This window comes from Rhodobacterales bacterium HKCCA1288, assembly GCA_015693905.1.
GTDB lineage: Bacteria > Pseudomonadota > Alphaproteobacteria > Rhodobacterales > Rhodobacteraceae > M30B80.
This window is the reverse complement of the sequence record CP065161.1, coordinates 2353777-2377216: the sequence shown is the minus strand read 5'-3', so window position 1 is coordinate 2377216 and position 23440 is coordinate 2353777. Positions and strand designations below refer to the sequence as shown.

At 58.2% G+C, this 23440-nt stretch carries 16 protein-coding genes, 1 tRNA gene and 1 pseudogene; 9 read left to right on the top strand and 9 right to left on the bottom strand.

What is annotated here, in order from left to right:
* Window positions 1–5: 5 nt before the first annotated feature.
* Window positions 6–2003, top strand: coding sequence for an RNA polymerase sigma factor RpoD (rpoD, locus tag I3V23_11690; GenBank protein QPI85202.1), 1998 nt, complete (start codon window positions 6–8; stop codon window positions 2001–2003).
* A 31-nt stretch (window positions 2004–2034) separates the two neighbouring features.
* Here the strand turns inward: rpoD and I3V23_11685 are convergent, their stop codons facing one another.
* Window positions 2035–2376: a hypothetical protein gene (locus I3V23_11685; protein QPI85201.1), complete on the bottom strand. Its 342-nt coding sequence runs from the start codon at window positions 2374–2376 to the stop codon at window positions 2035–2037.
* A 306-nt stretch (window positions 2377–2682) separates the two neighbouring features.
* Here I3V23_11685 and I3V23_11680 point away from each other — a divergent pair, with 306 nt between their 5' ends.
* Window positions 2683–2913 (top strand): RND transporter, encoded by a 231-nt coding sequence (locus I3V23_11680; protein ID QPI85200.1) that lies wholly within the window; start codon window positions 2683–2685, stop codon window positions 2911–2913.
* Here the strand turns inward: I3V23_11680 and meaB are convergent.
* Window positions 2910–3887, bottom strand: coding sequence for a methylmalonyl Co-A mutase-associated GTPase MeaB (gene meaB / locus I3V23_11675; GenBank protein QPI86818.1), 978 nt, complete (start codon window positions 3885–3887; stop codon window positions 2910–2912). The two genes, I3V23_11680 and meaB, sit on opposite strands and share 4 nt — an antisense overlap.
* A gap of 97 nt (window positions 3888–3984) precedes the next feature.
* Here meaB and hrpB point away from each other — a divergent pair, with 97 nt between their 5' ends.
* A complete protein-coding gene (gene hrpB / locus I3V23_11670; protein ID QPI86817.1) occupies window positions 3985–6393 on the top strand; it encodes an ATP-dependent helicase HrpB in 2409 nt (802 codons plus the stop codon).
* 2 nt (window positions 6394–6395) lie between these two features.
* Here hrpB and I3V23_11665 read toward each other — a convergent pair whose 3' ends face one another.
* The gene (locus I3V23_11665; protein QPI85199.1) at window positions 6396–8690 is read right to left on the bottom strand and encodes a xanthine dehydrogenase family protein; all 2295 of its coding nucleotides are present in this window, start codon (window positions 8688–8690) and stop codon (window positions 6396–6398) included.
* A gap of 210 nt (window positions 8691–8900) precedes the next feature.
* Between I3V23_11665 and I3V23_11660 the strand changes: the two genes are divergently transcribed.
* Window positions 8901–11804: a valine--tRNA ligase gene (locus I3V23_11660; GenBank protein ID QPI85198.1), complete on the top strand. Its 2904-nt coding sequence runs from the start codon at window positions 8901–8903 to the stop codon at window positions 11802–11804.
* A 68-nt stretch (window positions 11805–11872) separates the two neighbouring features.
* Here I3V23_11660 and I3V23_11655 read toward each other — a convergent pair.
* The 5 genes and pseudogenes from I3V23_11655 to I3V23_11635 all read right to left on the bottom strand — a co-directional run bounded on the left by I3V23_11655 (window position 11873) and on the right by I3V23_11635 (window position 17126).
* Window positions 11873–11949, bottom strand: a tRNA-Met gene (locus I3V23_11655).
* A gap of 70 nt (window positions 11950–12019) precedes the next feature.
* Window positions 12020–12424: a Cu(I)-responsive transcriptional regulator gene (cueR, locus tag I3V23_11650; protein ID QPI85197.1), complete on the bottom strand. Its 405-nt coding sequence runs from the start codon at window positions 12422–12424 to the stop codon at window positions 12020–12022.
* A pseudogene (locus I3V23_11645) lies at window positions 12424–14862 on the bottom strand (copper-translocating P-type ATPase). Before I3V23_11645 ends, cueR begins: the two are co-directional and overlap by 1 nt.
* Window positions 14863–14931: 69 nt before the next feature.
* The gene (gene rfbA, locus I3V23_11640; protein QPI85196.1) at window positions 14932–15807 is read right to left on the bottom strand and encodes a glucose-1-phosphate thymidylyltransferase RfbA; all 876 of its coding nucleotides are present in this window, start codon (window positions 15805–15807) and stop codon (window positions 14932–14934) included.
* A 113-nt stretch (window positions 15808–15920) separates the two neighbouring features.
* The gene (locus tag I3V23_11635; protein QPI85195.1) at window positions 15921–17126 is read right to left on the bottom strand and encodes an aminopeptidase P family protein; all 1206 of its coding nucleotides are present in this window, start codon (window positions 17124–17126) and stop codon (window positions 15921–15923) included.
* Window positions 17127–17289: 163 nt separating this feature from the next.
* On the opposite strand from I3V23_11635, the gene I3V23_11630 reads away from it, so the two are divergent.
* The 5 genes from I3V23_11630 to I3V23_11610 are packed head-to-tail and all read left to right on the top strand — an operon-like array spanning window position 17290 to window position 22405.
* A complete protein-coding gene (locus I3V23_11630) occupies window positions 17290–18228 on the top strand; it encodes an ABC transporter permease (GenBank protein ID QPI85194.1) in 939 nt (312 codons plus the stop codon).
* Between the two features lie 2 nt (window positions 18229–18230).
* Entirely contained in the window at window positions 18231–19046 is an 816-nt protein-coding gene (locus I3V23_11625) for an ABC transporter permease (protein ID QPI86816.1), read from the top strand.
* A complete protein-coding gene (locus I3V23_11620; protein ID QPI85193.1) occupies window positions 19043–20641 on the top strand; it encodes an ABC transporter ATP-binding protein in 1599 nt (532 codons plus the stop codon). Before I3V23_11625 ends, I3V23_11620 begins: the two co-directional genes overlap by 4 nt.
* Window positions 20638–21378, top strand: coding sequence for an SDR family oxidoreductase (locus I3V23_11615; protein QPI85192.1), 741 nt, complete (start codon window positions 20638–20640; stop codon window positions 21376–21378). Before I3V23_11620 ends, I3V23_11615 begins: the two co-directional genes overlap by 4 nt.
* Complete coding sequence (locus I3V23_11610) at window positions 21359–22405, top strand: P1 family peptidase (protein QPI85191.1); 1047 nt, start codon at window positions 21359–21361, stop codon at window positions 22403–22405. Before I3V23_11615 ends, I3V23_11610 begins: the two co-directional genes overlap by 20 nt.
* Here the strand turns inward: I3V23_11610 and ruvB are convergent, their stop codons facing one another.
* On the bottom strand, window positions 22406–23440 hold the full coding sequence (ruvB, locus tag I3V23_11605) for a Holliday junction branch migration DNA helicase RuvB (protein QPI85190.1): 1035 nt from the start codon (window positions 23438–23440) through the stop codon (window positions 22406–22408).

The window sequence follows — 23440 nt, the reverse complement described above, 5'->3', positions numbered from 1 at the left end:
CGCCGATGGCCAAAGACAGCGATGACGGCAAACCCGAAGGCGAAGAGACCGAAATCGGTCTAGATATGAGCCAAGCTGCCGTCAAAAAAATGATCGCCGAGGCCCGCGCGCGTGGGTTTATCACCTATGATCAATTGAACGCTGTCTTGCCGCCTGAACAGGTCTCCTCTGAACAGATCGAAGATGTCATGTCGATGCTGTCTGAGATGGGCGTGAATATCATCGAAGATGATGAGGTCGAGGACGAGGAAAACAAATCCTCTGGCGGTGAGTTGGTGGAAACCTCCACCTCGCGCGAAGTGGCCTTGGCCAGCAGCGAGACCGAAAAGCTGGATCGCACAGATGACCCTGTGCGGATGTATCTGCGCGAAATGGGCAGCGTTGAGTTGCTCTCGCGTGAAGGTGAAATTGCGATTGCCAAGCGCATTGAAGCGGGCCGCAACACCATGATCGCAGGGCTTTGTGAAAGCCCCCTGACCTTTCAGGCGATCACCATCTGGCGGGACGAATTGCTAGAAGAAGATATTCTTCTGCGCGATGTGATTGACCTAGACGCCACATTTGGCCGCTCAATCGGTGAAGAAGATGACGATGCGCCCGTGGTTGGTGGTTTGGATGGCGACAACCGCGACAGCGGCAGTGCTGCATCAAACCAGAGTGACGAACCAGAATTGGACGCGGACGGGAACCCAATCGCCCGCGATGATGACGAGGACGAGGACGATCAAGCCAATATGAGCTTGGCCGCGATGGAGGCCGCGCTTAAGCCACGCGTTTTGGAAACCCTAGATCGTATCGCCAATGATTACATCTATCTGGCCGAAATGCAGGACAAGCGTATCTCGGCCACGCTGAATGAAGATTCGAGCTTTGATTCGGGCGATGAGGCCACCTATCAAAAACTGCGCGGCGAGATTGTGGAATTGGTGAATGAACTGCACCTGCACAACAACCGTATCGAGGCGCTGATTGACCAGCTTTACGGCATCAACCGCCGCATCATGTCGATCGACAGCGCCATGGTGAAACTGGCGGATCAGGCCCGCATCAATCGCCATGAATTCATCGAGGCCTATCGCGGCTATGAACTTGACCCCACATGGGTGGATCGCATGGCTGAAAAACCTGGCCGTGGGTGGCAAGCCCTGATGGAACGCTCCCGCGATAAGGTCGAAGACTTGCGCGCCGATATGGCCCAAGTTGGTCAATATGTCGGCCTTGATATCAGCGAATTCCGCCGCATCGTGAACCAAGTTCAAAAGGGCGAGAAAGAAGCGCGTCAGGCCAAGAAGGAAATGGTCGAGGCGAATTTGCGCCTCGTGATTTCGATCGCCAAGAAATACACCAATCGCGGCCTGCAATTCTTGGATTTGATCCAAGAGGGCAATATCGGCCTGATGAAGGCGGTGGATAAATTTGAATATCGCCGCGGCTATAAATTCTCGACCTATGCGACATGGTGGATCAGGCAGGCGATCACGCGTTCGATTGCGGATCAGGCCCGCACGATCCGTATCCCTGTGCATATGATTGAAACGATCAACAAACTGGTGCGCACAGGCCGTCAGATGTTGCACGAAATCGGCCGCGAACCCACGCCCGAGGAATTGGCCGAAAAGCTGCAAATGCCGCTTGAGAAAGTGCGCAAGGTCATGAAAATCGCCAAGGAACCTATTTCCTTGGAAACCCCGATTGGCGATGAAGAAGACAGCCAGCTTGGCGATTTCATCGAAGACAAGAACGCCGTGCTACCGTTGGACAGTGCCATTCAGGAAAACCTGAAGGAAACCACAACCCGCGTTCTGGCCTCGCTCACGCCGCGTGAGGAACGCGTGCTGCGGATGCGCTTCGGCATCGGGATGAACACCGATCACACGTTGGAGGAAGTCGGCCAACAATTCAGCGTGACCCGCGAACGCATCCGCCAAATCGAGGCGAAAGCCCTGCGGAAGCTGAAGCACCCCTCGCGGAGCAGAAAGCTGCGGAGTTTCTTGGATCAGTGAGGAGAAATGCGCCCCTTTGGGTGCATTTCTATTAGCCCCAAGAACGGGTTAGTTTGCTTACCTCTGTCAAGACTTGTTCAATATTCAAAAGCTTAGCGCGTGTATCAAGTTCGCTGGAAACGCCTTCTGTCCAACGTCTCCAGATTAGTTCAAGCCAATCTGGTAAATTTTCAGGCCAATTTAATCCTTCAAAGATCACTTTGAAAGCTTCGTTTTTTGAAAGCTTGTTTGGATTTTTTGTCAGTTTCCAATCCGTGTCATCGATTATGAGTGACTGACTTTTTCCGACTACCTCTAAAGTATCCTGGGTCATTATAAATGTAATGAATTGTTGTTGGCTATAGCCCATCGGCTTTATTGATAACTCAATCATTGAATGATTTCCCTAGTTGAATTTAATCAAGTAACAACAGTATCACACTGATATATTAAATTTACACAAATTTTATTTATGAAAAAATTTAAGTTGCAAGTGTTGTCGCAATTTTCCTTACCCGCATTGGGTTGTGACAGTGAACTGCGCCCAAACCGTCCCCAAATTCTTTAGACCCTGTGGCGGGCGCGACGATGGTCGCACCTTTAACGCCCCCGCGTGTCGGTCGCGGTAAAATCCGCAACCAATCCGTCGCGCGCCGCCTTTCCCCTTCCCCCCATCGCCCGTAGCCGCTAGATGCCCGCCATGACCAATCTCCGCCGCCTTCTAGACCAACTGTCTTTCCCGATCCTGATCGTGATGTGCCTGACACTCGGCCTCGCGCCCTTCACGCCCGAACCCCATATCTGGGAAAAGCTGAAATTGCTGGCGGCGGGTGGGTTGACGCAGGCCATCGATATCTTTGATCTGCTGCTGCACGGCCTGCCTTGGCTTTTGTTGATCGCCAAAGTCGCGCTCATGCGGAAAACGGCCTAAGGGGCCATTTTTCCCAAAATCTCCGCCGCCGCCGCATCGGGGCTGATTTTGCCCTCTGCCACATCACGCGCGCGGGTCTCGATGGCGGCGCGGATCGTTTGATCCTCGCGCAATCGCGCCAATAGCCCCTCGCGCAATTCTGTCTCGAACCAATGGGCCGCTTGCGTGGCGCGGGTTTCTTCCCAGATGCCCGCCTCCCTTCGCCACTGCGCCAAATTCTGCATCTCGGCCCATGCTGTCTCAATCCCTGCCCCTTCCACGGCAGAAACGGCCAGTGCCTTGGGGAACCCTTCGGGGTCTTGCGGGCGTTTGCGCAACAGCCGCAGCGCGCCTGCGTAATCGGCCACTGTGCGGGTGGCGGTGGCGCGCAAATCACCATCAGCCTTGTTCACCAAGATCAGATCGGCGATTTCCATGATCCCGCGCTTGACCCCTTGCAATTCATCCCCACCCGCGGGCGCCAAAAGCAGCACGAAAAGATCGCACATCTCGGCCACCATCGTTTCGGATTGGCCCACGCCCACTGTCTCGATCAAGACCACATCAAACCCCGCCGCCTCGCACAGCGACACCGCCGCGCGGGTGCGGCGCGCCACGCCGCCGAGGCTTGCCTGACTGGGTGAGGGGCGGATAAAGGCCGAGGGCACGCGCGAGAGCTGCTCCATCCGTGTCTTATCGCCCAAGATTGACCCGCCCGAGCGCGCAGAGCTGGGATCAACCGCCAAAACCGCCACGCGCAGCCCTGCATCGGTCAGCATCATCCCAAAGGCCTCGATAAAGGTAGATTTCCCTACACCGGGCGTGCCCGAGAGGCCGATGCGCAGCGCCTCACGCCCATGGCCGCGCAGCGCGTCCAAAAGTGCGGCCGCCTGCGCACGATGATCGGCGCGGCTGCTTTCGACCAAGGTCACGGCACGGGCAAGCGCACGGCGTTCACCCGCCAAAATCCGATCCTTGAGATCGAGAATGTCCAATTCTGCCGTCATCGGGGCTGATTACTCCTTGACCTTACAAGGGCTTTTCTGCCTGTTCGGCCAAGCTACGTCCACCCCGAAAGACTTTTGCCGCCCCATGCGCCTGCCGATTGATGATATCCTGCCTGAGCTGATCGCCGCCCTTGCACGCGCAGGCCGCGCCGTTTTGCAGGCCCCGCCCGGCGCGGGCAAAACCACCCGTGTGCCCCTTGCCTTACTGGAGGCGGGGGTGGTGCAGGGTCGTATCCTCATGCTTGAACCCCGCCGTTTGGCCGCGCGTGCCGCTGCCGAACGCATGGCGCAAACCTTGGGCGAGGGGGTGGGGCAGACCATCGGCTACCGCATGCGCGGCGACAGCAAAACAAGCCCTGCCACGCGGATTGAGGTTGTGACCGAAGGCATTCTCACCCGCATGATCCAAGACGCGCCTGACCTGCCTGACATTGGCGCGATCATCTTTGATGAATTCCACGAGCGGTCGCTCAATGCTGATCTTGGTCTTGCCTTGAGTTGGGAATTACGCGGCGCGCTTAGGCCAGATATAAAGATCTTGGTCATGTCGGCCACATTGGATGCGGCCCCCGTGGCGGCACTCCTTGATGACGCGCCCCTTGTCACATCAGCGGGCCAAGCCTTTGAGGTGCTGACCCATCATCTGCCCGCCCCCCTACCCAAGGAGACGCGGCTTGAGCGCGCGATGGCCGATCTTATCCTGCAGGCCCTGCACGAAACGGAGGGGGGCATCTTGGCCTTTTTGCCGGGTCAAGGCGAGATTGCGCGCACCGCAGCCCTGCTTGATTTACCCCGCGATATTCGCCTGCATCAACTTTATGGGGCAATGCCCTTGGCCGCGCAACGCGCGGCCATTACCCCCGAGGTAGATGGTGCGCGAAAATTGGTGCTTGCCACATCCATCGCAGAAACCTCACTGACCATTGCGGATATATCCGTGGTCATCGACAGTGGCCGCGCAAGGCGCGCGCGGTTTGACCCCGCCTCAGGCATGACACGGCTTGTAACCGAACCCGTCAGCCGCGCCGAGGCGGATCAACGCCGTGGCCGCGCGGGTCGTGTCTCGGCAGGCATTTGTTATCGAAATTGGACGAAGGGCAGCGAAGGCGCGCTACCCGCTTTCCCCCCCGCCGAAATCGAGGCCGCCGATTTGACAGGCTTGGCATTGGAATTGGCCCTTTGGGGCAGCGCGGATGGCTTGGCTTTTCTCACACAGCCCCCTCTGGGCGCCCTGGCCGAGCCGCGGGCCTTGTTGCAGGGGCTTGGGGGTTTGGACGCCGAAGGGCGGATCACGGCTCACGGGCGCGCGATGGCGGTAATGCCCTTGCACCCGCGTCTTGCGCATATGCTGTTGTCTGGGGATGCGCGCGCCGCCCGAATTGCTGCCCTTTTGGGCGAGCGTGACCCCCTGCAGGGGCAAACTTCGCAAAGTGATCTGAAGCTGCGTCTGCGCCTTGTGGATGACCCTGCAGGAAAATCCCCTGCCCTTGCGCGTATCCGTCAGGAAATGGCGCGCCTCAAACCCTTCGCCAAAGGTCGCGCATTAAGTGACGCGCAATATCTGGCTTTGGCCTATCCCGACCGCATCGGGATGCGCCGCAAGGGGGACGCCCCGCGATATATTCTTTCAGGTGGAAAAGGTGCCATCTTTGACGCAGGCGATGAATTGGCAGGCGCGCGCTTGATTGTTGCCAGTGACCTTGATGGCAACCCGCGCGAAGCCCGGATCAGGGGCGCGCTTGCCCTGACCGACGCCGAGTTGCGCGACATCTATGGCGATCAGATTGCATGGCAGAAGATTTGCGACTGGAACCCGCGCCTGCGGCGCGTTGAAACCAAGCTGCAAGAACGCCTTGGTGCGCTCATCCTAGACGAGAGGCATGACCCCAAGCCAAACCCCGAGGAGGTTGCAAAAGCCCTCTGCGCGGGTATTCGCGACCTTGGTCTAAACGCGTTAGGGTGGACACGCGGCGCAACATTTCTGCGGGCGCGCATTGCCTTCGCAGGCTTGACCGATGTCAGCGATGAGGCGCTTTTGGCACAGCTTGAAGATTGGGCTTTGCCCTTCCTCGGCACAGCGCGCACCGCAGATGATCTGGGGCGGTTCGATCCAAGCGAGGGGCTAAAGCTGTTGGTGGGATATGAGGCCTTGGCCGAGCTTGATCGCCTTGCACCTGCGCATTGGACAACCCCCTTAGGGCGACAAGTCGCGATTGACTACGGCGATGCCCAACCCGCCATTGCACTGCGCATCCAAGAGGTCTTTGGCGTGACCGAGCATCCGCGCATCGGGCCAGATCGCTTGCCCATTAAATTCACGCTGCTCTCTCCTGCGCAGCGCCCTATTCAGGTGACGCAAGATCTGCCGCAATTTTGGGAAGGCTCTTATGCGGATGTGCGCAAGGATATGCGCGCGCAATATCCCCGCCACCCTTGGCCCGAAGATCCACGCGCGGCTGACCCAACCCTGCGGGCCAAACCGCGCGGGACATAACCCTATTCTGCCGCAATCGCACGGGTGGCTTCGATGGCCTCCCACAGGCGGGCGGGGGTGAAGGGCATCTCAACCTTGGCGCCCATATCCGCAAGCGCATCATTGACCGCATTGGAAACTGCCGCCAGCGCACCCACTGTGCCTGCCTCGCCACAGCCCTTCATCCCCAACGGGTTTGCGGTTGAAGGAACAGGACGGATGGAGAAGCCGATAAAGGGCATATTATCGGCGCGCGGCATCGCGTAATCCATGAAAGTTGCTGTCAACAGCTGACCATCTGCGTCATAAACCACGCGCTCGCAAACCGCCTGACCAATCCCCTGCGCAACGCCACCATGCACTTGGCCCTCGGCCAGCATTGGGTTCATCATATTTCCGAAATCATCTACCACAGTGTAGCGATCCACGGCCATCACACCCGTTTCGGGGTCAATCTCGACCTCAGCAATATGGCACCCATTGGGATAGGAACGCCCGGGCAGTTTGACATATTCCTGCACCACACACAGATCAGCACGGCCCGCACCGCGCGCGGCCTCTGCAGCCTCTAGGAGCGTAACCACCACATTGGAGCCAGGCGCACGGAAGACACCTTCATCGGCATCGAAATTGACATCATCCGCATCAAGATGATCCGCCATGAAATCACGCAAGCCACCGATGAGGCTATCACCTGCGGCGCGCAGCGCCATACCCTGCACAGTGACCGAGCGCGATCCACCCGTGCCGCCACCCATTTCGATCAAATCACTATCACCCTGCACGATCTCAATCGCCTCAAGTGGAAGGCCCGTTTGATCATGGACAAGCTGCGGATAGACCGTTTCGTGGCCCTGCCCGTTTGATTGCGTTCCGACATAAACGCGCGCGCCGGAATCGGTGAGTTCGATCTTGGCCCGCTCATCGGGGTCGCCTAGGATTGACTCGATATAGTAACAAATCCCCGCGCCGCGCAGTTTGCCCTTGGCGGCGCTGGCCGCACGGCGTGCGTCAAAGCCTGACAGATCCGCTTTTTCCAAAGCACGATCCAAAAGCGCCCCAAACTCGCCCACATCGTATAACTCCCCCGTTGCGGTGCGATAGGGCATCTGATCGGGGCGAATGAAATTGCGCCGGCGTAGTTCGGCGGGATCCACCCCCAAGACGCGGGCAGCGTGATCCATGCTGCGCTCAAGGCAGAAAATCGCCTCAGGGCGTCCCGCCCCACGATAGGCATCGACCTGCGCGGTGTTTGTAAATACCGCACGGTTGCGGAAGAACACATTTTGAATGTCATAGGTGCCCGTCAAAACGCGAGCGAATAGGTTTGATTGGATCAGCTGCCCATATTGCGAGACATAGGCCCCAAGGTTCGACCAACTGTCCAAATGATAGGCCACGAGGCGATAATTCTCGTCAAAGCCAAGCTCACTTACTGTGACCAAATCGCGGCCGGCGTTATCGGCCAACATGGCCTCGGTGCGATCGGACATCCACCGCACAGGGCGGCCCAGATGGCGGGCGGCCATCGCGGTTAAGAAATATTCGGGATAGCCCATGGTCTTCATCCCGAACCCACCGCCTACATCGGGCGTGGTCACACGGACGTGCGAAGGATCAATGCCAAAGAATTTGGATAGATCACCTTTGGTGCCCCAGACCCCCTGACCATTTACGCCCAGATGGATACGCTCACCCTGCGGTTCCGCGAAGCACCCACGTGGCTCGATTGAATTGACGATAATGCGGTTGTCTTCGATGCGCAGACTGACACGATGTTTGGCCTGTGCCATCGCAGTTTTGACAGCCGCCTCGTCGCCATGTTCCCAATTATAGGCCACGTTATCGGGCGCCTCGTCATGCAGCGCCGCGCCGCCTGCAGAAAGATCTAATTTCACGGGCAGGTCATCAATATCCAATTCGATCAGTTCAGCCGCATCTCGCGCCTGCGCAAGGCTATCTGCCACGATAAAGGCCACGGCCTCGCCCACGAACCGCACCCGCGAGGTGGTCAGGACGGGGCGGCGCGGGGCAGCCGCATCGCTGCCATCGCCGTTTTTCACGGTGACATAGCGCATCGCATTCAGATACCCCGCCGCCTCGATATCAGCGCCCGTGATGATCATATGCACCCCATCCGCGGCGCGCGCGGCATCAAGATCAAGGGTGGTGATAGTGCCATGTGCAACAGGGCTGCGCAGCACGAACCCCACCAAGGCATCCTTTGGCGCAATATCATCAATATAGCGCCCCTGCCCCGTCAAAAGACGAGCATCTTCAAGGCGTTTTACCGATTGGCTTGATCCAAACTTTTTCATGATCCCTCCTACTGGCATGGCGCTGACCTGCGAAACGCGCCTTCGCTTATGTCGCACAGTAGCGGGCCAGATCGATCTGTCCAGTCTCGCCCGCCGCTTTCTCACGATTTCCCGTGGAGAAGCGCCCCCTTGCCCCTTGGCCTCACCCGCCCCATTGGGTAAGGGAGGCACTGAGAACCCACACGCAGATGCAGCCCGAAGGCAGATCAAATGGAAAAGACATTCGACGCAAAATCAGCCGAAGCGCGGATTTCCGCGAAATGGGAAGCAGGGGAATGCTTTAAGGCAGGGGCCAATGCCAAAGCAGGTTCCGAGGCGTTTAGCATCATGATCCCGCCCCCCAATGTGACGGGCGTGCTGCATGTGGGCCATGCGTTCAACAACACGCTGCAAGATGTGCTTGTGCGGTGGCATCGGATGCGCGGCTTTGACACGCTGTGGCAGCCTGGCACCGATCACGCAGGCATCGCCACGCAGATGGTAGTCGAGCGCGAATTGGCCAAGGAGGGCAAAGCACGCCGCGATATGAGCCGCGAGGAATTCCTCTCCCATGTTTGGGCGTGGAAAAAGAAATCTGGCGGCACGATCATCGAACAGCTCAAACGCCTTGGCGCCTCCTGCGACTGGTCGCGCGAGGCCTTCACCATGTCGGGTGCACCCAATGCGCCCGCAGGCGAAGAGGGCAATTTCCATGATGCGGTGATCAAGGTCTTTGTCGATATGTATAACAAAGGCTACATCTATCGCGGCAAGCGGTTGGTGAATTGGGATCCCCATTTTGAGACCGCGATTTCCGATCTAGAGGTCGAGAACATCGACCAGACAGGCCATATGTGGCACTTCAAATATCCGCTCGCGGATGGGGCCACCTATGAATATGTCGAGAAGGATGAGGACGGAAACGTCACCTTGCGCGAGACGCGCGATTATATCTCGATTGCCACCACACGGCCTGAAACCATGCTGGGCGATGGCGCGGTGGCGGTGCATCCCGATGACGAACGCTACAAGCCCATCGTGGGGATGCTCTGCGAAATTCCTGTCGGGCCAAAGGAACATCGCCGCCTGATCCCGATCATCACCGATGAATATCCTGACCCGACTTTCGGCTCGGGCGCGGTTAAAATCACGGGTGCGCATGATTTCAACGATTACGCCGTGGCCAAGCGGGGCAATATCCCCTGCTATCGCCTGATGGACACGCGCGCGCATCTGCGCGCCGATGGCGCAGCCTATGCCGAGGCGGCGAAGATTGCGCAGGAAGTGGCCAATGGCGCGCGCACGCTCTCCGAGGCCGAAGTGGACGCGCTGAACCTTGTTCCCGACCATCTGCGCGGGATGGAGCGTTACGCCGCCCGTGATGCGGTTGTGGCCGAGATCACCGCCGAAGGTCTGGCTGTGATGACACGCGCCGATGATCCCCGCCTTGGCAAAGTCGCCCTGAAAGCGGATGCGGAAGGCGCGGATGCGCTGGTGCCTTTGGTCGAAGAAAAGACCATCACGCAGCCCTTCGGGGATCGCTCAAAGGTCGTGATCGAGCCGATGCTGACCGACCAATGGTTTGTCGATACCGCCAAGATCGTGGAACCCGCGCTAGAGGCCGTTCGCACGGGCCGCACGCGGATCATGCCCGAACAACACCGCAAGGTTTATTTCCACTGGCTTGAGAATATCGAGCCATGGACGATCTCGCGGCAACTCTGGTGGGGGCATCAGATCCCTGTGTGGTATGATGACGAAGGCGGAATGTATTGCGCCCCAACAGAGGCAGAAGCGCAGGCGATGGCAGGCGGCAAATCCCTGACCCGCGACCCCGATGTTCTCGACACTTGGTTCTCTTCTGGCCTTTGGCCCATTGGCACGCTTGGCTGGCCTGAAAAGACACCAGAATTGGAACGCTATTTCCCGACCTCAACGCTTGTGTCGGGCTTTGACATCATCTTCTTCTGGGTTGCGCGGATGATGATGATGCAATTGGCCGTGGTCGATGATATCCCCTTCCGTGACGTTTACGTCCACGCGCTGGTGCGCGATGAAAAGGGGCGCAAGATGTCGAAATCCATCGGCAACGTGCTTGATCCCCTCGAATTGATTGACGAGTTTGGCGCGGATGCGCTGCGTTTTACGCTGACCTCCATGGCCGCGATGGGGCGCGATTTGAAACTGTCGAAAGACCGCATCGCAGGCTATCGCAATTTCGGCACGAAACTGTGGAACGCCGCACGGTTTGCGGAAATGAACGATTGCAAACCTGTTGCAGGGTTTGATCCAAAATCGGTCAGTCAAACTGTAAACAAATGGATCATCGGCGAAACCGCGCAGGCGCGTTTGGCCCATGACGAGGCGCTGTCGCAATATCGGTTCAACGATGCGGCAAACGGGCTTTATGCCTTTGTCTGGGGCAAAGTATGCGATTGGTATGTGGAATTCGCCAAGCCGCTTTTTGCCTCTGATGACGCGGCTGTCATCGCCGAAACCCGCGCAACCATGGCATGGGTGATCGACCAATGTCTTATCCTTTTGCACCCCACAATGCCCTTCATCACCGAAGAGCTGTGGGGCGAGATTGCAGATCGCCCCAAGATGCTGGTGCATACAGATTGGCCCGACTATGGCGCGGAACTGGTCGATGCCGAGGCTGCGCGCGAGATGACTTGGGTGATTTCGCTGATCGAAGAAATCCGCTCCGTGCGCGCGCAAATGCATGTCCCTGTGGGGCTTAAGGTGCAATTGCTGCAGCTTGATCTCGATGCGCGCGGTCAGGCCGCGTGGGACAATAACGCAGCGATGATCGAACGGCTTGCCCGCATCTCGGAGCTGACCCATACCCAGACCATGCCCAAAGGCGCGGTCACAGTTGCGGTTGAGGGCGGCACGTTCGGCCTGCCCGTGGCTGATCTGATTGATGTGGCCGAGGAAAAGGCGCGCTTGCAAAAGCTGCTGGATAAGTTGGCCAAGGAAATCGGCGGGCTGAAGGGCCGCGTGAACAACCCCAAATTCGTGGCAAGCGCCCCCGAAGATGTGGTCGCGGAGGCCCGCGAAAACCTTGCGGCCCGTGAGGAAGAAGAAGCCAAGATTAAAACCGCCTTCGCGCGTTTGGCGGAATTGTGCTAAGATGAACGCGGCGGCGCACGAGCGCCGCTGCTGCGTCAATCACAGTGCTGAATGTGCAAGGAAGGGCTTGGTAGCGGAGGAGGGACTTGAACCCCCGACACGCGGATTATGATTCCGCTGCTCTAACCAACTGAGCTACTCCGCCAGAAGCATCGCGGAAGTAGGACAAGCGGGGGCAAGCGTCAACCTCAAAATCGAAGCGCCTGCGCAGTTTTTCAATCCACCCGCCCGCTTGGCTCAATCGCGAGATCCTCCAAGATTGGACAATCGGGGCGGTGATCCCCCGAACAGCGCGACACAAGATCGGCCAAGGTCGCCCGCATCGCGGCCAATTTGGCCATTTTCGCATCAATATCCTGCAAATGTTGTTGCGCGATCTCTTTCACATCGGCGCTTGCGCGCCCGCGATCCTCGTAAAGGGCCAAAAGCGCGCGGCATTCCTCGATGGAAAACCCCAATTCACGAGCGCGCCCAAGAAAGCCCAGCTTATGCACATCTTGTTGCGAAAAACTGCGGTATCCGTTTTCACCGCGCGCAGGCGCAATCAAACCAATTTCCTCGTAATAGCGGATGGTTTTGGCGGGCAGCCCCGTGGCCATGGCCGTTTGCGATATATTCATCAATGCCCCCCCACATGACGCAGGCGTAGCGCATTCATCACCACAAAGACCGAGCTTGCCGCCATCGCGCCCGCCGCCAACATCGGGTTCAAAAGCGGCCCTCCGATCAGGGCCAATGCCCCTGCTGCGACAGGGATTAACGCCACATTATAGCCAAAAGCCCAAAACAGATTCTGCCAAATATTACGCAAAGTGGCCCGCGACAGGGTCATGGCATCCACAACACCCCATGGCGCGCCAGACACCAGAACCACATCTGCCGCCTGCATCGCGATATCGGTGCCACTGCCAAGCGCGATGCCCACATCTGCCTGCGCCAAAACAGGGGCGTCATTGATCCCATCACCGACAAAAACAACGCGCTGCCCCGCCTTTTGCCACGCCGCCACAAGTGCCAATTTATCTTCGGGCTTGAGGCGAGCATGGGCTTCTGTGATGTCCAATTCTGCGGCAAGCGCATCAACCGCAGGCGCCGCATCGCCTGAAAGAAGCGCGATCTTCAGACCCATGTTTTTCAACGCGTCAATCGTGTCTCGGGCATCTTTCTTAGCAGGGTCACGAAAGGCCAGACTGCCGGCATAGGCACCATCCTGTGCCAAGTGGATCAGGCTTGCGCCCTGAGGGGGAATGTCTGGGACACTAACACCCAACTCTGCCAAATAGGCCTCTGTGCCTAGGGCGATCTCCGCGCCCCCGACAGTCGCGCGGACGCCACCACCGATGCTGTTCTGGAACCCTTGCATCGCCGCGATGGTCAGCCCACGTGCCTCGGCCTCGGCCACAATTGCTTGGGCGAAGGGATGTTCTGATCCACGCTCAACACTTGCAGCCAAGGCAATCAGGCGATCTTCGTTCTGCGCGTTGTAACACGCCAAAAGCGCAGGCGCGCCCGTGCTGAGGGTGCCTGTTTTGTCAAAGGCCACAATGTCGGCTTGCCGCAAATCTTGCAGTGCGCGTCCCTCGCGGAAATGCACCCCCAATTCCGCAGCGCGCCCCGTTCCTGCCATAACAGAAACAGGTGTCGCCAGACCCATTGCGCAGGGGCAGGCAATAATGAGAACAGACACGCCAATCACCATAGCCTGCACGGGGGATGGGCCAAAGACCCATCAAAGCGCCGTGGTTACAAACGCCACAGCGATCACGACAGGCACAAACACCGCCGCAACGCGATTGATCAAAGATTGAATGGGCAGGCGCGTCATCTGCGCCTTTGTGACCATATCCACGATTTGCGCGAGAACCGTTTGCCCACCTGTCGCAGTCACGCGGTAAATGGCGCTGCCCGCGCGGTTCATCGTGCCGCCCACAACACTATCACCCACAGATTTCGTCACTGGAACAGGCTCGCCTGTGATCATGCTTTCTTCAACCAAGGCCTCGCCCTCGGTCACGATGCCATCGGTGGCAATTTTCTCACCTGGTTTGACGCGGATCAGATCCCCGATCCGCAGTTCAGACGCTGCCACCTGCCGCTCGGCCCCATCTTGCAAGAGGGTGGCGGTGTCAGGGCGCAGTTCCATGAGGCTGCGAATAGCTGCGCCCGCCTGACCGCGCGCGCGAAATTCCAAAAAACGTCCCAAGAGGATCAAGGTGACGATGACCGCAGCGGCCTCGAAATAGATGAAACGGCTGGCTTCTGGGATTAAGTCTGGTGCGAATGTGACCACGGTGGAAAAGGCCCACGCCGCCGTGGCCCCCATCGCAACCAAGGAATTCATCTCTGGCGCGCCGCGCTGCAATGCAGGCACCCCTAGGCGGAAAAACACAGCACCGGGGCCAAATAAGACCAAGGTGGTCAGGGCAAATTGCACCAGACGGGTTGTAAATTCTCCAAAGGTCGCGACCTGCCAGTGATGAAACGCGGGAAAAAGATGCCCGCCCATCTCCATGATAAAAACAGGCAGGGTCAGGAGCGCCGCCAAGATCAACTGTCGCTTTAGCAGGTGCCCTTCATCCTCTGCGCTGCTCTCGGACTGCACCTCTGCCGCCGGTGTCTCAGGCAGGATTGGATAACCTGCTTGACGCATCATATCGGTCAAATCGGAAAGGGCCAAATCGGGGGCCGCGGTGACATAGGCCTCTTTCATGGCCAGATTGACTTCGGCTTTGATCACGGCGGGATAGGCATTCAAGGCTTTTTCAGCGCGGGAGGCGCAGCCCCCGCAACTGAGATTTTCCACGGCAAAACGCCAGTGATTGGTCTGCGCAGGGTCAAGCGCAACGGGATACCCCGCCTTGCGCATCGCTGCATCCATCGCCGACAGATCAAACTCTGGCGTGGCTGTCACTTGGGCGGTTTTGGTGGTCAAATTGACCTGAGCAGAACGAACATGCGGCAAGGCCGCAAGCGCCTTTTCCGCCCGCGCAGCACAGCCCCCACAAGAGAGGTTCTCAACAGTCAAAGGGATCACGCGCTGCGCTTGGTGGTCTAGCATTCTAAAGGGTCACTTATCATTCAGTTGGGGCATTTCCCCGTTCAGATAAGGGTTCCAGTTACTGGAAGGTCAACCCCCTTTGATGAGTGCCTGCAAATATTGCCCATATTCATTCTTGCCAAACAACTGGGCGCGCGCGACAAGATCTGCCGCCGAAATCCAGCCTTTGTGATAGGCGATCTCATCGGGGCTGCCCGTCTGCAAACCTTGGCGTTTTTGCAATGTATAGACGAATTCCGAAGCCTCGAGCAGACTGGCATGAGTGCCTGTGTCAAGCCACGCATACCCGCGCCCCATTTGGCAAACATCCAATTGCCCATCGTCAAGATAACTTTGCAAAAGCGAGGTGATCTCCAACTCACCCCGCGCCGATGGGGTCACCGATTTGGCGCGCGCAGGTGCCGTGCCATCCAGAAAATAGAGGCCTGTCACCGCATAATTTGAAGGCGGCACTTCTGGCTTTTCGATGATTTCGCGCACGCGGCCCTCAGCATCAAACCCGACCACGCCATATCGCTGCGGGTCTGACACATGATAGCCAAAGACAGTGCCACCTGCTTTGTTATGATCGGCCTCTTTCATCAATTCAGGCAATCCGTGACCGAAGAACAGGTTATCACCCAAAATCATCGCCGAAGGTGCCCCTGCCAAGAAATCCTCCGCCAAAAGATAGGCTTGGGCCAGACCATCGGGCGAGGGTTGTTCAATCCAGTCCAACCGAATGCCCCATTGGCTGCCATCGCCAAGGGCGCTTTTGAACTGGGCTTGATCCTGCGGGGTGGTGATGATCGCAATCTCGCGGATATCGGCCAACATCAGCACCGAAAGCGGGTAATAGATCATAGGCTTATCATAAATCGGCAAAAGCTGTTTCGAGAGGGCCATGGTAATCGGATAAAGCCGCGTTCCCGTGCCACCCGCCAAAATGATGCCTTTGCGTGCCATAGATCCCCCGTGCGTTCCGCAAGCCTGATGTCAGCTTATGCCATGCAGGGGGCAAGGTTGAAGCAGAAACTTCAACGGAATGAGGCGGCCACCTGACCGCCCCTTCCGATAGATTACCCCACCACGTTTTCGGCAGGGCCGTATGGATAGCCCGTAATGTCCTCGGCCCCATCCTTGGTGATGATCAAAATATCATGTTCGCGATAGCCGCCCGCGCCTGCCATCCCCTCGGGGATTGTCAGCATCGGTTCCATGGAAATCACCATGCCTTCTTCGAGAACAGTGTCGATATCCTCACGAAGCTCAAGACCTGCTTCGCGGCCGTAATAATGGCTTAACACCCCAAAGGAATGGCCATAGCCAAAACTGCGATATTGCAGCAAATCGCGTTCCGCGAAGAAATCATTGATCGCATGGGTGATCTCAGCACAGCTGACACCCGGCTTCATCAGGCTCATACCCAATTCATGCGCCTCGATATTCGCCTGCCAATAACCAAGGCTTGCCGCATCCACTTCGCCCACAAACATCGTGCGCTCAAGCGCGGTGTAATAGCCCGAGATCATTGGGAAGGTATTGAGGCTCAGGATATCGCCGCGCTGTAAAACCCGCCCCGTGACAGGGTTATGCGCGCCATCGGTGTTAAGCCCCGATTGGAACCATACCCAAGTGTCCCGATATTCGGCATCGGGAAAGCGTTTGGCGATTTCTAGCTCCATCGCATCGCGCCCTGCCATGGCGACATCAATCTCACGCACCCCCGCCTTCACGGCGTCCCGAATGGCATAACCGCCCACATCGGCAACTTGCGCGCCTGCGCGGATCAACTCGCGCTCGGCGACAGATTTCACCATGCGCTGGCGCATCGTAGCAGGCGCAACATCGGCGGTGGATTTTGGTGCCAAGAACTCAGTGAGAAGCGCAAATTGGCTCAAGACCAGATGATCGGCTTCGTAACCAACTGCCTTGCCCTGCCCCGCCACATGGGCCACGGCGCGCCAGTAATTGTTGCGCTGCCAATCGGTATAGGTGATCCCATCACAGGCACAGCGCCGCCATGGCTGCCCCGCATCAATACCCGCAGAGATCACGACCGCCTCAGATGCGGTCACAACCAACGCGTAGGGGCGGCCAAAGGCACAGTAGAGAAAACCCGAGTAATAGGCGATATTGTGCATCGAACTCAGCACAACCGCATCCAGGCCTTGCGCATCTATAATCGCGCGCAGCCCCATCAGGCGGGCGTCATACTCAGCTTGAGAAAACGGAAGAATGGCTTTTTCGCCATTGTGGAAACGGAAGAATTCAGGTCGCTGCATCGCCGACCCTCCTTTGACAGAAGACCCCGGCGTTCAGGGCGGTTAAGGTCTGCCATAGGACGACGCCATCGTCCCCAACCTCGTGGCACTATCTGCCGCGAAAGCCTTGAGTCGCGCAAGTCCCCTCTAGCGGCCTAGCACGCCTTCGGGCTAAGGTTTTGCCATGTTGAGCTATTTTCTCAATCGGGCGCTTGCGATGATCCTTAGCCTTGCCGTGGCAAGCGTGGTTATCTTTTGCCTCATTGAGGTGATCCCCGGTGATCCTGCCAGTTTCATGCTTGGCCTAAATGCCACAGACGAGGCGGTTGCAAACCTTCGGGCGGAACTGGGCCTCGATGGGGGGCTTCTGCCCCGATATCTGGCATGGGTCGGGGGCATGGTGCAGGGAGATTTTGGCCTATCCTACACCTATCGCGTGCCCGTAGCCGATTTGATCCAAGATAGGCTTGCCGTTTCACTGCCCTTGGCCATTTACGCGCTGATCCTGTCAACTGCCCTCGCGATCCCTGTGGGGGTGCTGGCCGCGGCCAAGCGCGGCGCATGGCCCGATCTTGGGGTGATGGCGGCTGCGCAAATCGGCATTGCGATCCCCAATTTCTGGTTTGCAATGCTGTTGGTGCTGCTGTTCGCGATACAATTACAATGGGTGTCGGCGGGTGGATTTGCGGGATGGGACAGCTTTGGGGCGGGGCTCGCCTCGCTCACGCTGCCCGCCTTCGCCTTGGCCCTGCCGCAGGCGGCCATTTTGGCGCGGGTTTTGCGTTCGGCCCTCTTAGAGACATTAGAGCAAGACTATATCCGCACCGCCCGCGCCAAGGGCCTAAGCCGCAGGCAAACCCTATGGCGTCATGCCTTGCGCAATGCAGGCATTCCCGTGATGACGATCTTAGGCCTTCAATTCTCGTTTCTTCTTGCGGGCGCCATTATCATCGAAAATGTTTTCTTTCTTCCTGGGCTTGGTCGCCTGATCTTTCAGGGCATCACCCAACGCGATTTGATCGTGGTCGAGTCGGTCACTATGCTGCTTGTGTTCGCCGTGATCCTTGTAACCTTTTTGGTTGATCTGGCCTATGCCGCCCTTGATCCTAGGCTGCGCAGATGAAGGTGCAGCGATCCTTGATCATTGGCGGTGCGATCAGCCTGTTTTTCCTTGCTCTCGCCTCCCTTAGCCTCCTCTGGGTGCCCCATGAGGTCACAAGCCTTGCGATTGCCAATCGCCTGCAAGGGCCAAGCGCCACCTATCTGCTTGGCACGGATCAATTCGGGCGCGATGTCCTATCTTTGCTGATGGTGGGCGCGCAAACCTCTATTGCGGTGGCGGTGGCGGCCATTGGCATTGGGGCAGGCATTGGCGTGCCTTTGGGTCTGCTGGCAGCCGCACAGCATGGGCGCTTTGGCGATGAACTGATTATGCGGGGCAATGATCTGATCTTTGCCTTTCCCGCGTTGGTGATCGCCATTCTGATCACTGCAACCTACGGCCCCTCAGCGTTTAACGCGATCCTTGCAATTGGCATTTTCAATATCCCCGTCTTTGCCCGCGTGACCCGTGCAGGGGCGCTGCCACTTTGGACATTGGATTACATCCTTGCCGCGCGTGTGGCGGGAAAATCCAAGTTTAGGATCAGCCTTGAACATATCTTGCCCAATATTCTGAACCTGATCATCGTGCAGGCCACGATCCAATTCAGCCTTGGGATTCTGGCTGAGGCCGCGCTCTCCTATGTTGGGCTTGGGGCGCAACCGCCAACCCCCAGTTGGGGCCGCATGTTGGCCGAGGCGCAAACCATGATCTACACCCATCCGATGCTGGCCATTCTTCCCGGGGCCTGCATCATGGCCTTGGTTCTTGGCTTGAACTTGGCGGGGGATGGGCTGCGCGATCACCTTGACCCAAGACTGGAGCGCGCCCTGAAATGACCGCTTCGCCCCGCCTTGAACTGAAGAACCTGACAATCACCCATGACGAGGGTGCATTGGTTTCTGATCTTTCCCTGACGCTCGCCGCGCATCGGATCACGGCGTTGGTTGGGGAATCTGGATCAGGTAAATCGATGACGGCGCTGGCGATTATGGGCCTATTGCCCCAAGGATGCTGCGCGCAGGGTTCGGTTCTGCTCAATGGCACTGACAGTCTCTTGGGCCTGTCAGATCAAAAAATGTGCCAGTTGCGCGGTCGAAGGATTGGGATGATTTTCCAAGAACCCATGACCGCGCTGAACCCCGTTATGCAAATCGGCGCACAGGTCGCCGAAACCCTTATGGTGCATCGCATCACCCCCAATCGGCGGGCCGCAATGGCGCAGGCGCGCACCGTTTTAGATCGGGTTGGCTTGGCGCAGATCGCGCTTGATAGTTATCCGCATGAGCTGTCTGGCGGACAAAGGCAGCGCGTGGCCATTGCCGCTGCGATCGCGGCAGCGCCCGATGTTTTAATCGCGGACGAGGCGACAACCGCGCTTGATGTCACCACACAACAGGGGATTTTAGCACTTTTGAAAACCCTCGTTGCCGAGGATGGCATGGCGCTTTTGCTGATCACGCATGATCTGGCCGTTGTGGCCTCGATGGCTGATGAGGTGGCGGTGATGAACCAAGGCCGCATCATTGAAAAAGGCGAGACAAAGCGGCTTTTGTCCCGCCCGCGCGACCCTTACACCAAGGCGCTCTTATCCGCCGCCCGCCCCGCCCCAAAAGAGACCGAACCCCTGACAGGCGAGACACTCTTATCCGTGGAAGGCGTCAGTCGCATCTATCCGCCCAAACGCCTAGGCTTGCGCAAATCTGAACCCTTCGTTGCGGTGCGTGATGCAAATCTTACCCTTAGGCGAGGGGAATGTTTGGGGATCGTAGGGGGCTCTGGATGCGGAAAATCCACGCTCGCCCGTGCCATTTTGGGGCTAGAGGCCGCGCAATCAGGGAGGATTGTCTTAGACGGCACAGAGGTGCATCCGAACATGCCGCTTGAAAATCGGCGACGTCTGTCAATTGTGTTTCAAGACCCCTATGGCAGCTTTGACCCCCGTTGGCGGGTGGGGCGCGTGATCGCGGAACCGCTTGATCTGCAAAATGTCCCATCTAATGAGGTCACATCTCGCGTTGCGACTGCACTTGAGCAGGTCGGGCTTTCGCCTCAGGATGCGCAAAAATACCCGCATCAATTCTCAGGCGGGCAAAGACAACGCATTGCCATTGCCCGCGCGCTGATCACGCGACCCGATATCGTGGTGCTTGATGAGGCTGTTTCTGCCCTTGATGTCTCCGTGCGCGCACGGGTTTTGGATTTGCTAAAATCACTGCAACAGGAATTGCAGCTTTCGTATATTTTCATCACCCACGATCTCACGGTTGTGGCCCATATGGCCGACACTATTGCGGTGATGGAAAATGGGGTGATTGTCGAACAGGGGCCAGCGCCCCAAATTCTATCTGGCCCCAGACATCCTTATACACAAAACTTACTCAACACCGCGCCCCGCTTGGACGCGGCCCCAAAGAAAGGGACAGTTTCATGAGGCTTGCAGGAAAAACCGCAATTGTAACAGGCGGCGCATCGGGATTTGGCGCAGGGATCGTGCGCAAATTCCGCGCCGAAGGGGCCGAGGTGATGATTGCCGATCTCAATGGCGCGGCAGCCCATGACATGGCCCAGGCCACGGGCAGCCTTGCCCATGAAACCGATGTCGCCAAGGGCGAGAGCGTGGCCGCCCTCGCCCAATCTGCGCTTTCCGCGTGGGGGCGTATTGATATTGTTGTGAACAATGCGGGCATCACCCATCTGCCGCAGATGATGGAAGATGTTACCGAGGAGATGTTCGACCGCGTCCTCGCGGTGAATGCGAAATCTGTTTATCTGATGGCCCGTGAAATCGTTCCGCATATGAAAACTGCAAAAGCGGGCGCCATCCTCAATATTGCTTCAACTGCGGGCCTCAGCCCACGCCCCAAGCTGAATTGGTATAATGCCTCCAAGGGCTGGATGATCACCGCAACCAAGGCGATGGCGGTAGAACTCGCCCCGCAAGGTATCCGCGTCAACGCGCTATGCCCTGTGGCGGGGGAAACCCCGCTGTTGTCCAGTTTTATGGGCGAGGACACGCCCGAAATGCGGGAAAAATTTCTATCAACCATCCCCTTGGGCCGGTTTTCCACGCCCGAGGATATGGGCAATGCTGCCTGCTTCCTGTGCTCGGATGAAGCCTCAATGATCACAGGTGCCGCCTTGGAGGTTGATGGCGGGCGCTGCATCTAAGGGGATGGCGATGTTTGAGAAAGGCGCGAAAAACTTAATCACCGATGTCGCGGGCCTATATGTCGGCCACGCTCAGGATGACGTGATCAAAACAGGGGTCACTGTTCTGACAGCCGAGCGCCCCTTTGTGGCAGGGGTGCATATCATGGGCGGTGCGCCTGGCACGCGAGAAACGGCGCTCTTATCGCCTGAGCGATTGGTGCAGGAGGTGGATGCACTGGTTCTCGCGGGCGGGTCTGCCTTTGGCCTTGATGCGGCCTCAGGTGTGATGGATGGCTTGCGGGCCGCGGGGCGCGGCTTCGCCGTTGGCGATCAGCTTGTGCCAATCGTGCCCGCCGCAATTCTCTTCGATCTGATCAATGGCGGTGACAAAGCATGGGGTCAGAACCCCTATCCTGCCTTGGGACGTGCGGCGTTTGAGGCAGCATCCCCTGATTTTGTCCTTGGGACAGTGGGCGCAGGAACAGGGGCGCTGACCGCTGACCTCAAGGGTGGGCTTGGCTCAGCCTCGGTCACCTTTGACGGGATCACGGTGGGCGCTCTGGTCGCTGTCAACGCATTGGGCCGCGTGACTATGGGCGATGGCCCTCAATTCTGGGCAGCCCCATTTGAATTGGGTGCAGAATTTGGCGGGCTTGGGACAGGGGCGCTTGGAACAGGGGCGCTTGGGACAGGGGCGTTCGATCCATCCGCACGCCCCTTGGTCAAAGGGCATCGGGACGGGGCAACCACCATCGCGATTGTGGCGACAGATGCTGCATTAACCCAAGCGCAAGCCACCCGCATGGCCACCGCCGCGCATGATGGCATGGCGCGCGCGATTTACCCCGCGCATACGCCGATGGATGGGGATTTGGTCTTTGCAGCTGCAACGGGCGCGCAGCCGCTGCGTGATCCGCTGATGGACACGCTACATTTGGGAAATGCAGCTGCCCTGTGTCTGAGCCGCGCGATTGCCCGCGCGGTCTTTGAAGCCACCCCTGCCGCGCATGATCCCCTGCCCACATGGGCCGAGAAATTTGGCTGATCATTCAAAAAGCCCCGTTTGCGCAGGCGGGGTAGGAACGGGCAGCCCTAGATGCGCAAAGGCCGATTGCGTCAGCATCCGCCCCCGCGGGCTGCGCGCGATCAGACCTTGCTGCAAGAGATAGGGTTCAACCACCTCTTCGAGCGCATCGCGGCTTTCGGAAAGGGCGGCTGCAAGCGTTTCAATCCCAACAGGGCCGCCGCCATAAGACTCCGCAATTAGGCGCAAATACCGCCGATCTGCCCCGTCAAGCCCAAGCTTATCGACCCCAAGCCGTGTCAGAGCGCGATCTGCAATCGCCGCCGTTACGCGGCCATCCCCCTCGACCACGGCGAAATCGACCACGCGGCGCAATAAGCGGCCTGCAATGCGCGGGGTGCCGCGCGCACGCTTGGCGATCTCGCGCGCGCCTTCCTCATCCGCAGGGGCGCCCATCAGGCGCGCACCACGGGTCACAATCTGCTCCAACTCGGGCGTGTCATAATAAACCAGACGCGTGGGAATGCCGAACCGATCCCGCAAGGGTGTGGTCAACAGCCCCAAGCGGGTAGTGGCCCCGATCAAGGTAAAGGGCTGCAATTCGATGCGCACAGATCGCGCGGCAGGCCCCTCACCTATGACCAGATCCAGTGCAAAATCCTCCATCGCGGGATAGAGCACCTCTTCGACTGCGGGGTTCAGGCGGTGAATTTCGTCAATAAACAAAACATCACGCGGCTCAAGATTGGTGAGGATCGCGGCCAAATCCCCCGCTTTTGCCAAAACGGGGCCAGAGGTCATGCGAAAATTCACCCCCAATTCGCGCGCCATAATTTGCGCCAAGGTGGTCTTGCCCAAGCCGGGGGGGCCATGAAACAGCACATGATCCATCGCCTCACCGCGCTTGCGGGCACTTTCGATAAACACCCGCAAATTTGCCCGCGCTTCGGCCTGACCAATAAACTCGGTCAGAAGTTCAGGACGCAAAGCGCGATCTTCGCGCAGATCATCCTGCGGGTGCGGATCGGGGCGCAATGTTGGATCAGGCGTGCTCAT

Excerpts from the sequence above, each read along its gene's own strand:
- rpoD (QPI85202.1), top strand. The coding sequence starts at position 6 with ATGGCCAAAGACAGCGATGACGGCAAACCCGAAGGCGAAGAGACCGAA.
- I3V23_11685 (QPI85201.1), bottom strand. The coding sequence starts at position 2,376 with ATGATTGAGTTATCAATAAAGCCGATGGGCTATAGCCAACAACAATTC.
- I3V23_11680 (QPI85200.1), top strand. The coding sequence starts at position 2,683 with ATGACCAATCTCCGCCGCCTTCTAGACCAACTGTCTTTCCCGATCCTG.
- hrpB (QPI86817.1), top strand. The coding sequence starts at position 3,985 with ATGCGCCTGCCGATTGATGATATCCTGCCTGAGCTGATCGCCGCCCTT.
- I3V23_11665 (QPI85199.1), bottom strand. The coding sequence starts at position 8,690 with ATGAAAAAGTTTGGATCAAGCCAATCGGTAAAACGCCTTGAAGATGCT.
- I3V23_11660 (QPI85198.1), top strand. The coding sequence starts at position 8,901 with ATGGAAAAGACATTCGACGCAAAATCAGCCGAAGCGCGGATTTCCGCG.
- cueR (QPI85197.1), bottom strand. The coding sequence starts at position 12,424 with ATGAATATATCGCAAACGGCCATGGCCACGGGGCTGCCCGCCAAAACC.
- rfbA (QPI85196.1), bottom strand. The coding sequence starts at position 15,807 with ATGGCACGCAAAGGCATCATTTTGGCGGGTGGCACGGGAACGCGGCTT.
- I3V23_11635 (QPI85195.1), bottom strand. The coding sequence starts at position 17,126 with ATGCAGCGACCTGAATTCTTCCGTTTCCACAATGGCGAAAAAGCCATT.
- I3V23_11630 (QPI85194.1), top strand. The coding sequence starts at position 17,290 with ATGTTGAGCTATTTTCTCAATCGGGCGCTTGCGATGATCCTTAGCCTT.
- I3V23_11620 (QPI85193.1), top strand. The coding sequence starts at position 19,043 with ATGACCGCTTCGCCCCGCCTTGAACTGAAGAACCTGACAATCACCCAT.
- I3V23_11615 (QPI85192.1), top strand. The coding sequence starts at position 20,638 with ATGAGGCTTGCAGGAAAAACCGCAATTGTAACAGGCGGCGCATCGGGA.
- I3V23_11610 (QPI85191.1), top strand. The coding sequence starts at position 21,359 with ATGGCGGGCGCTGCATCTAAGGGGATGGCGATGTTTGAGAAAGGCGCG.
- ruvB (QPI85190.1), bottom strand. The coding sequence starts at position 23,440 with ATGAGCACGCCTGATCCAACATTGCGCCCCGATCCGCACCCGCAGGAT.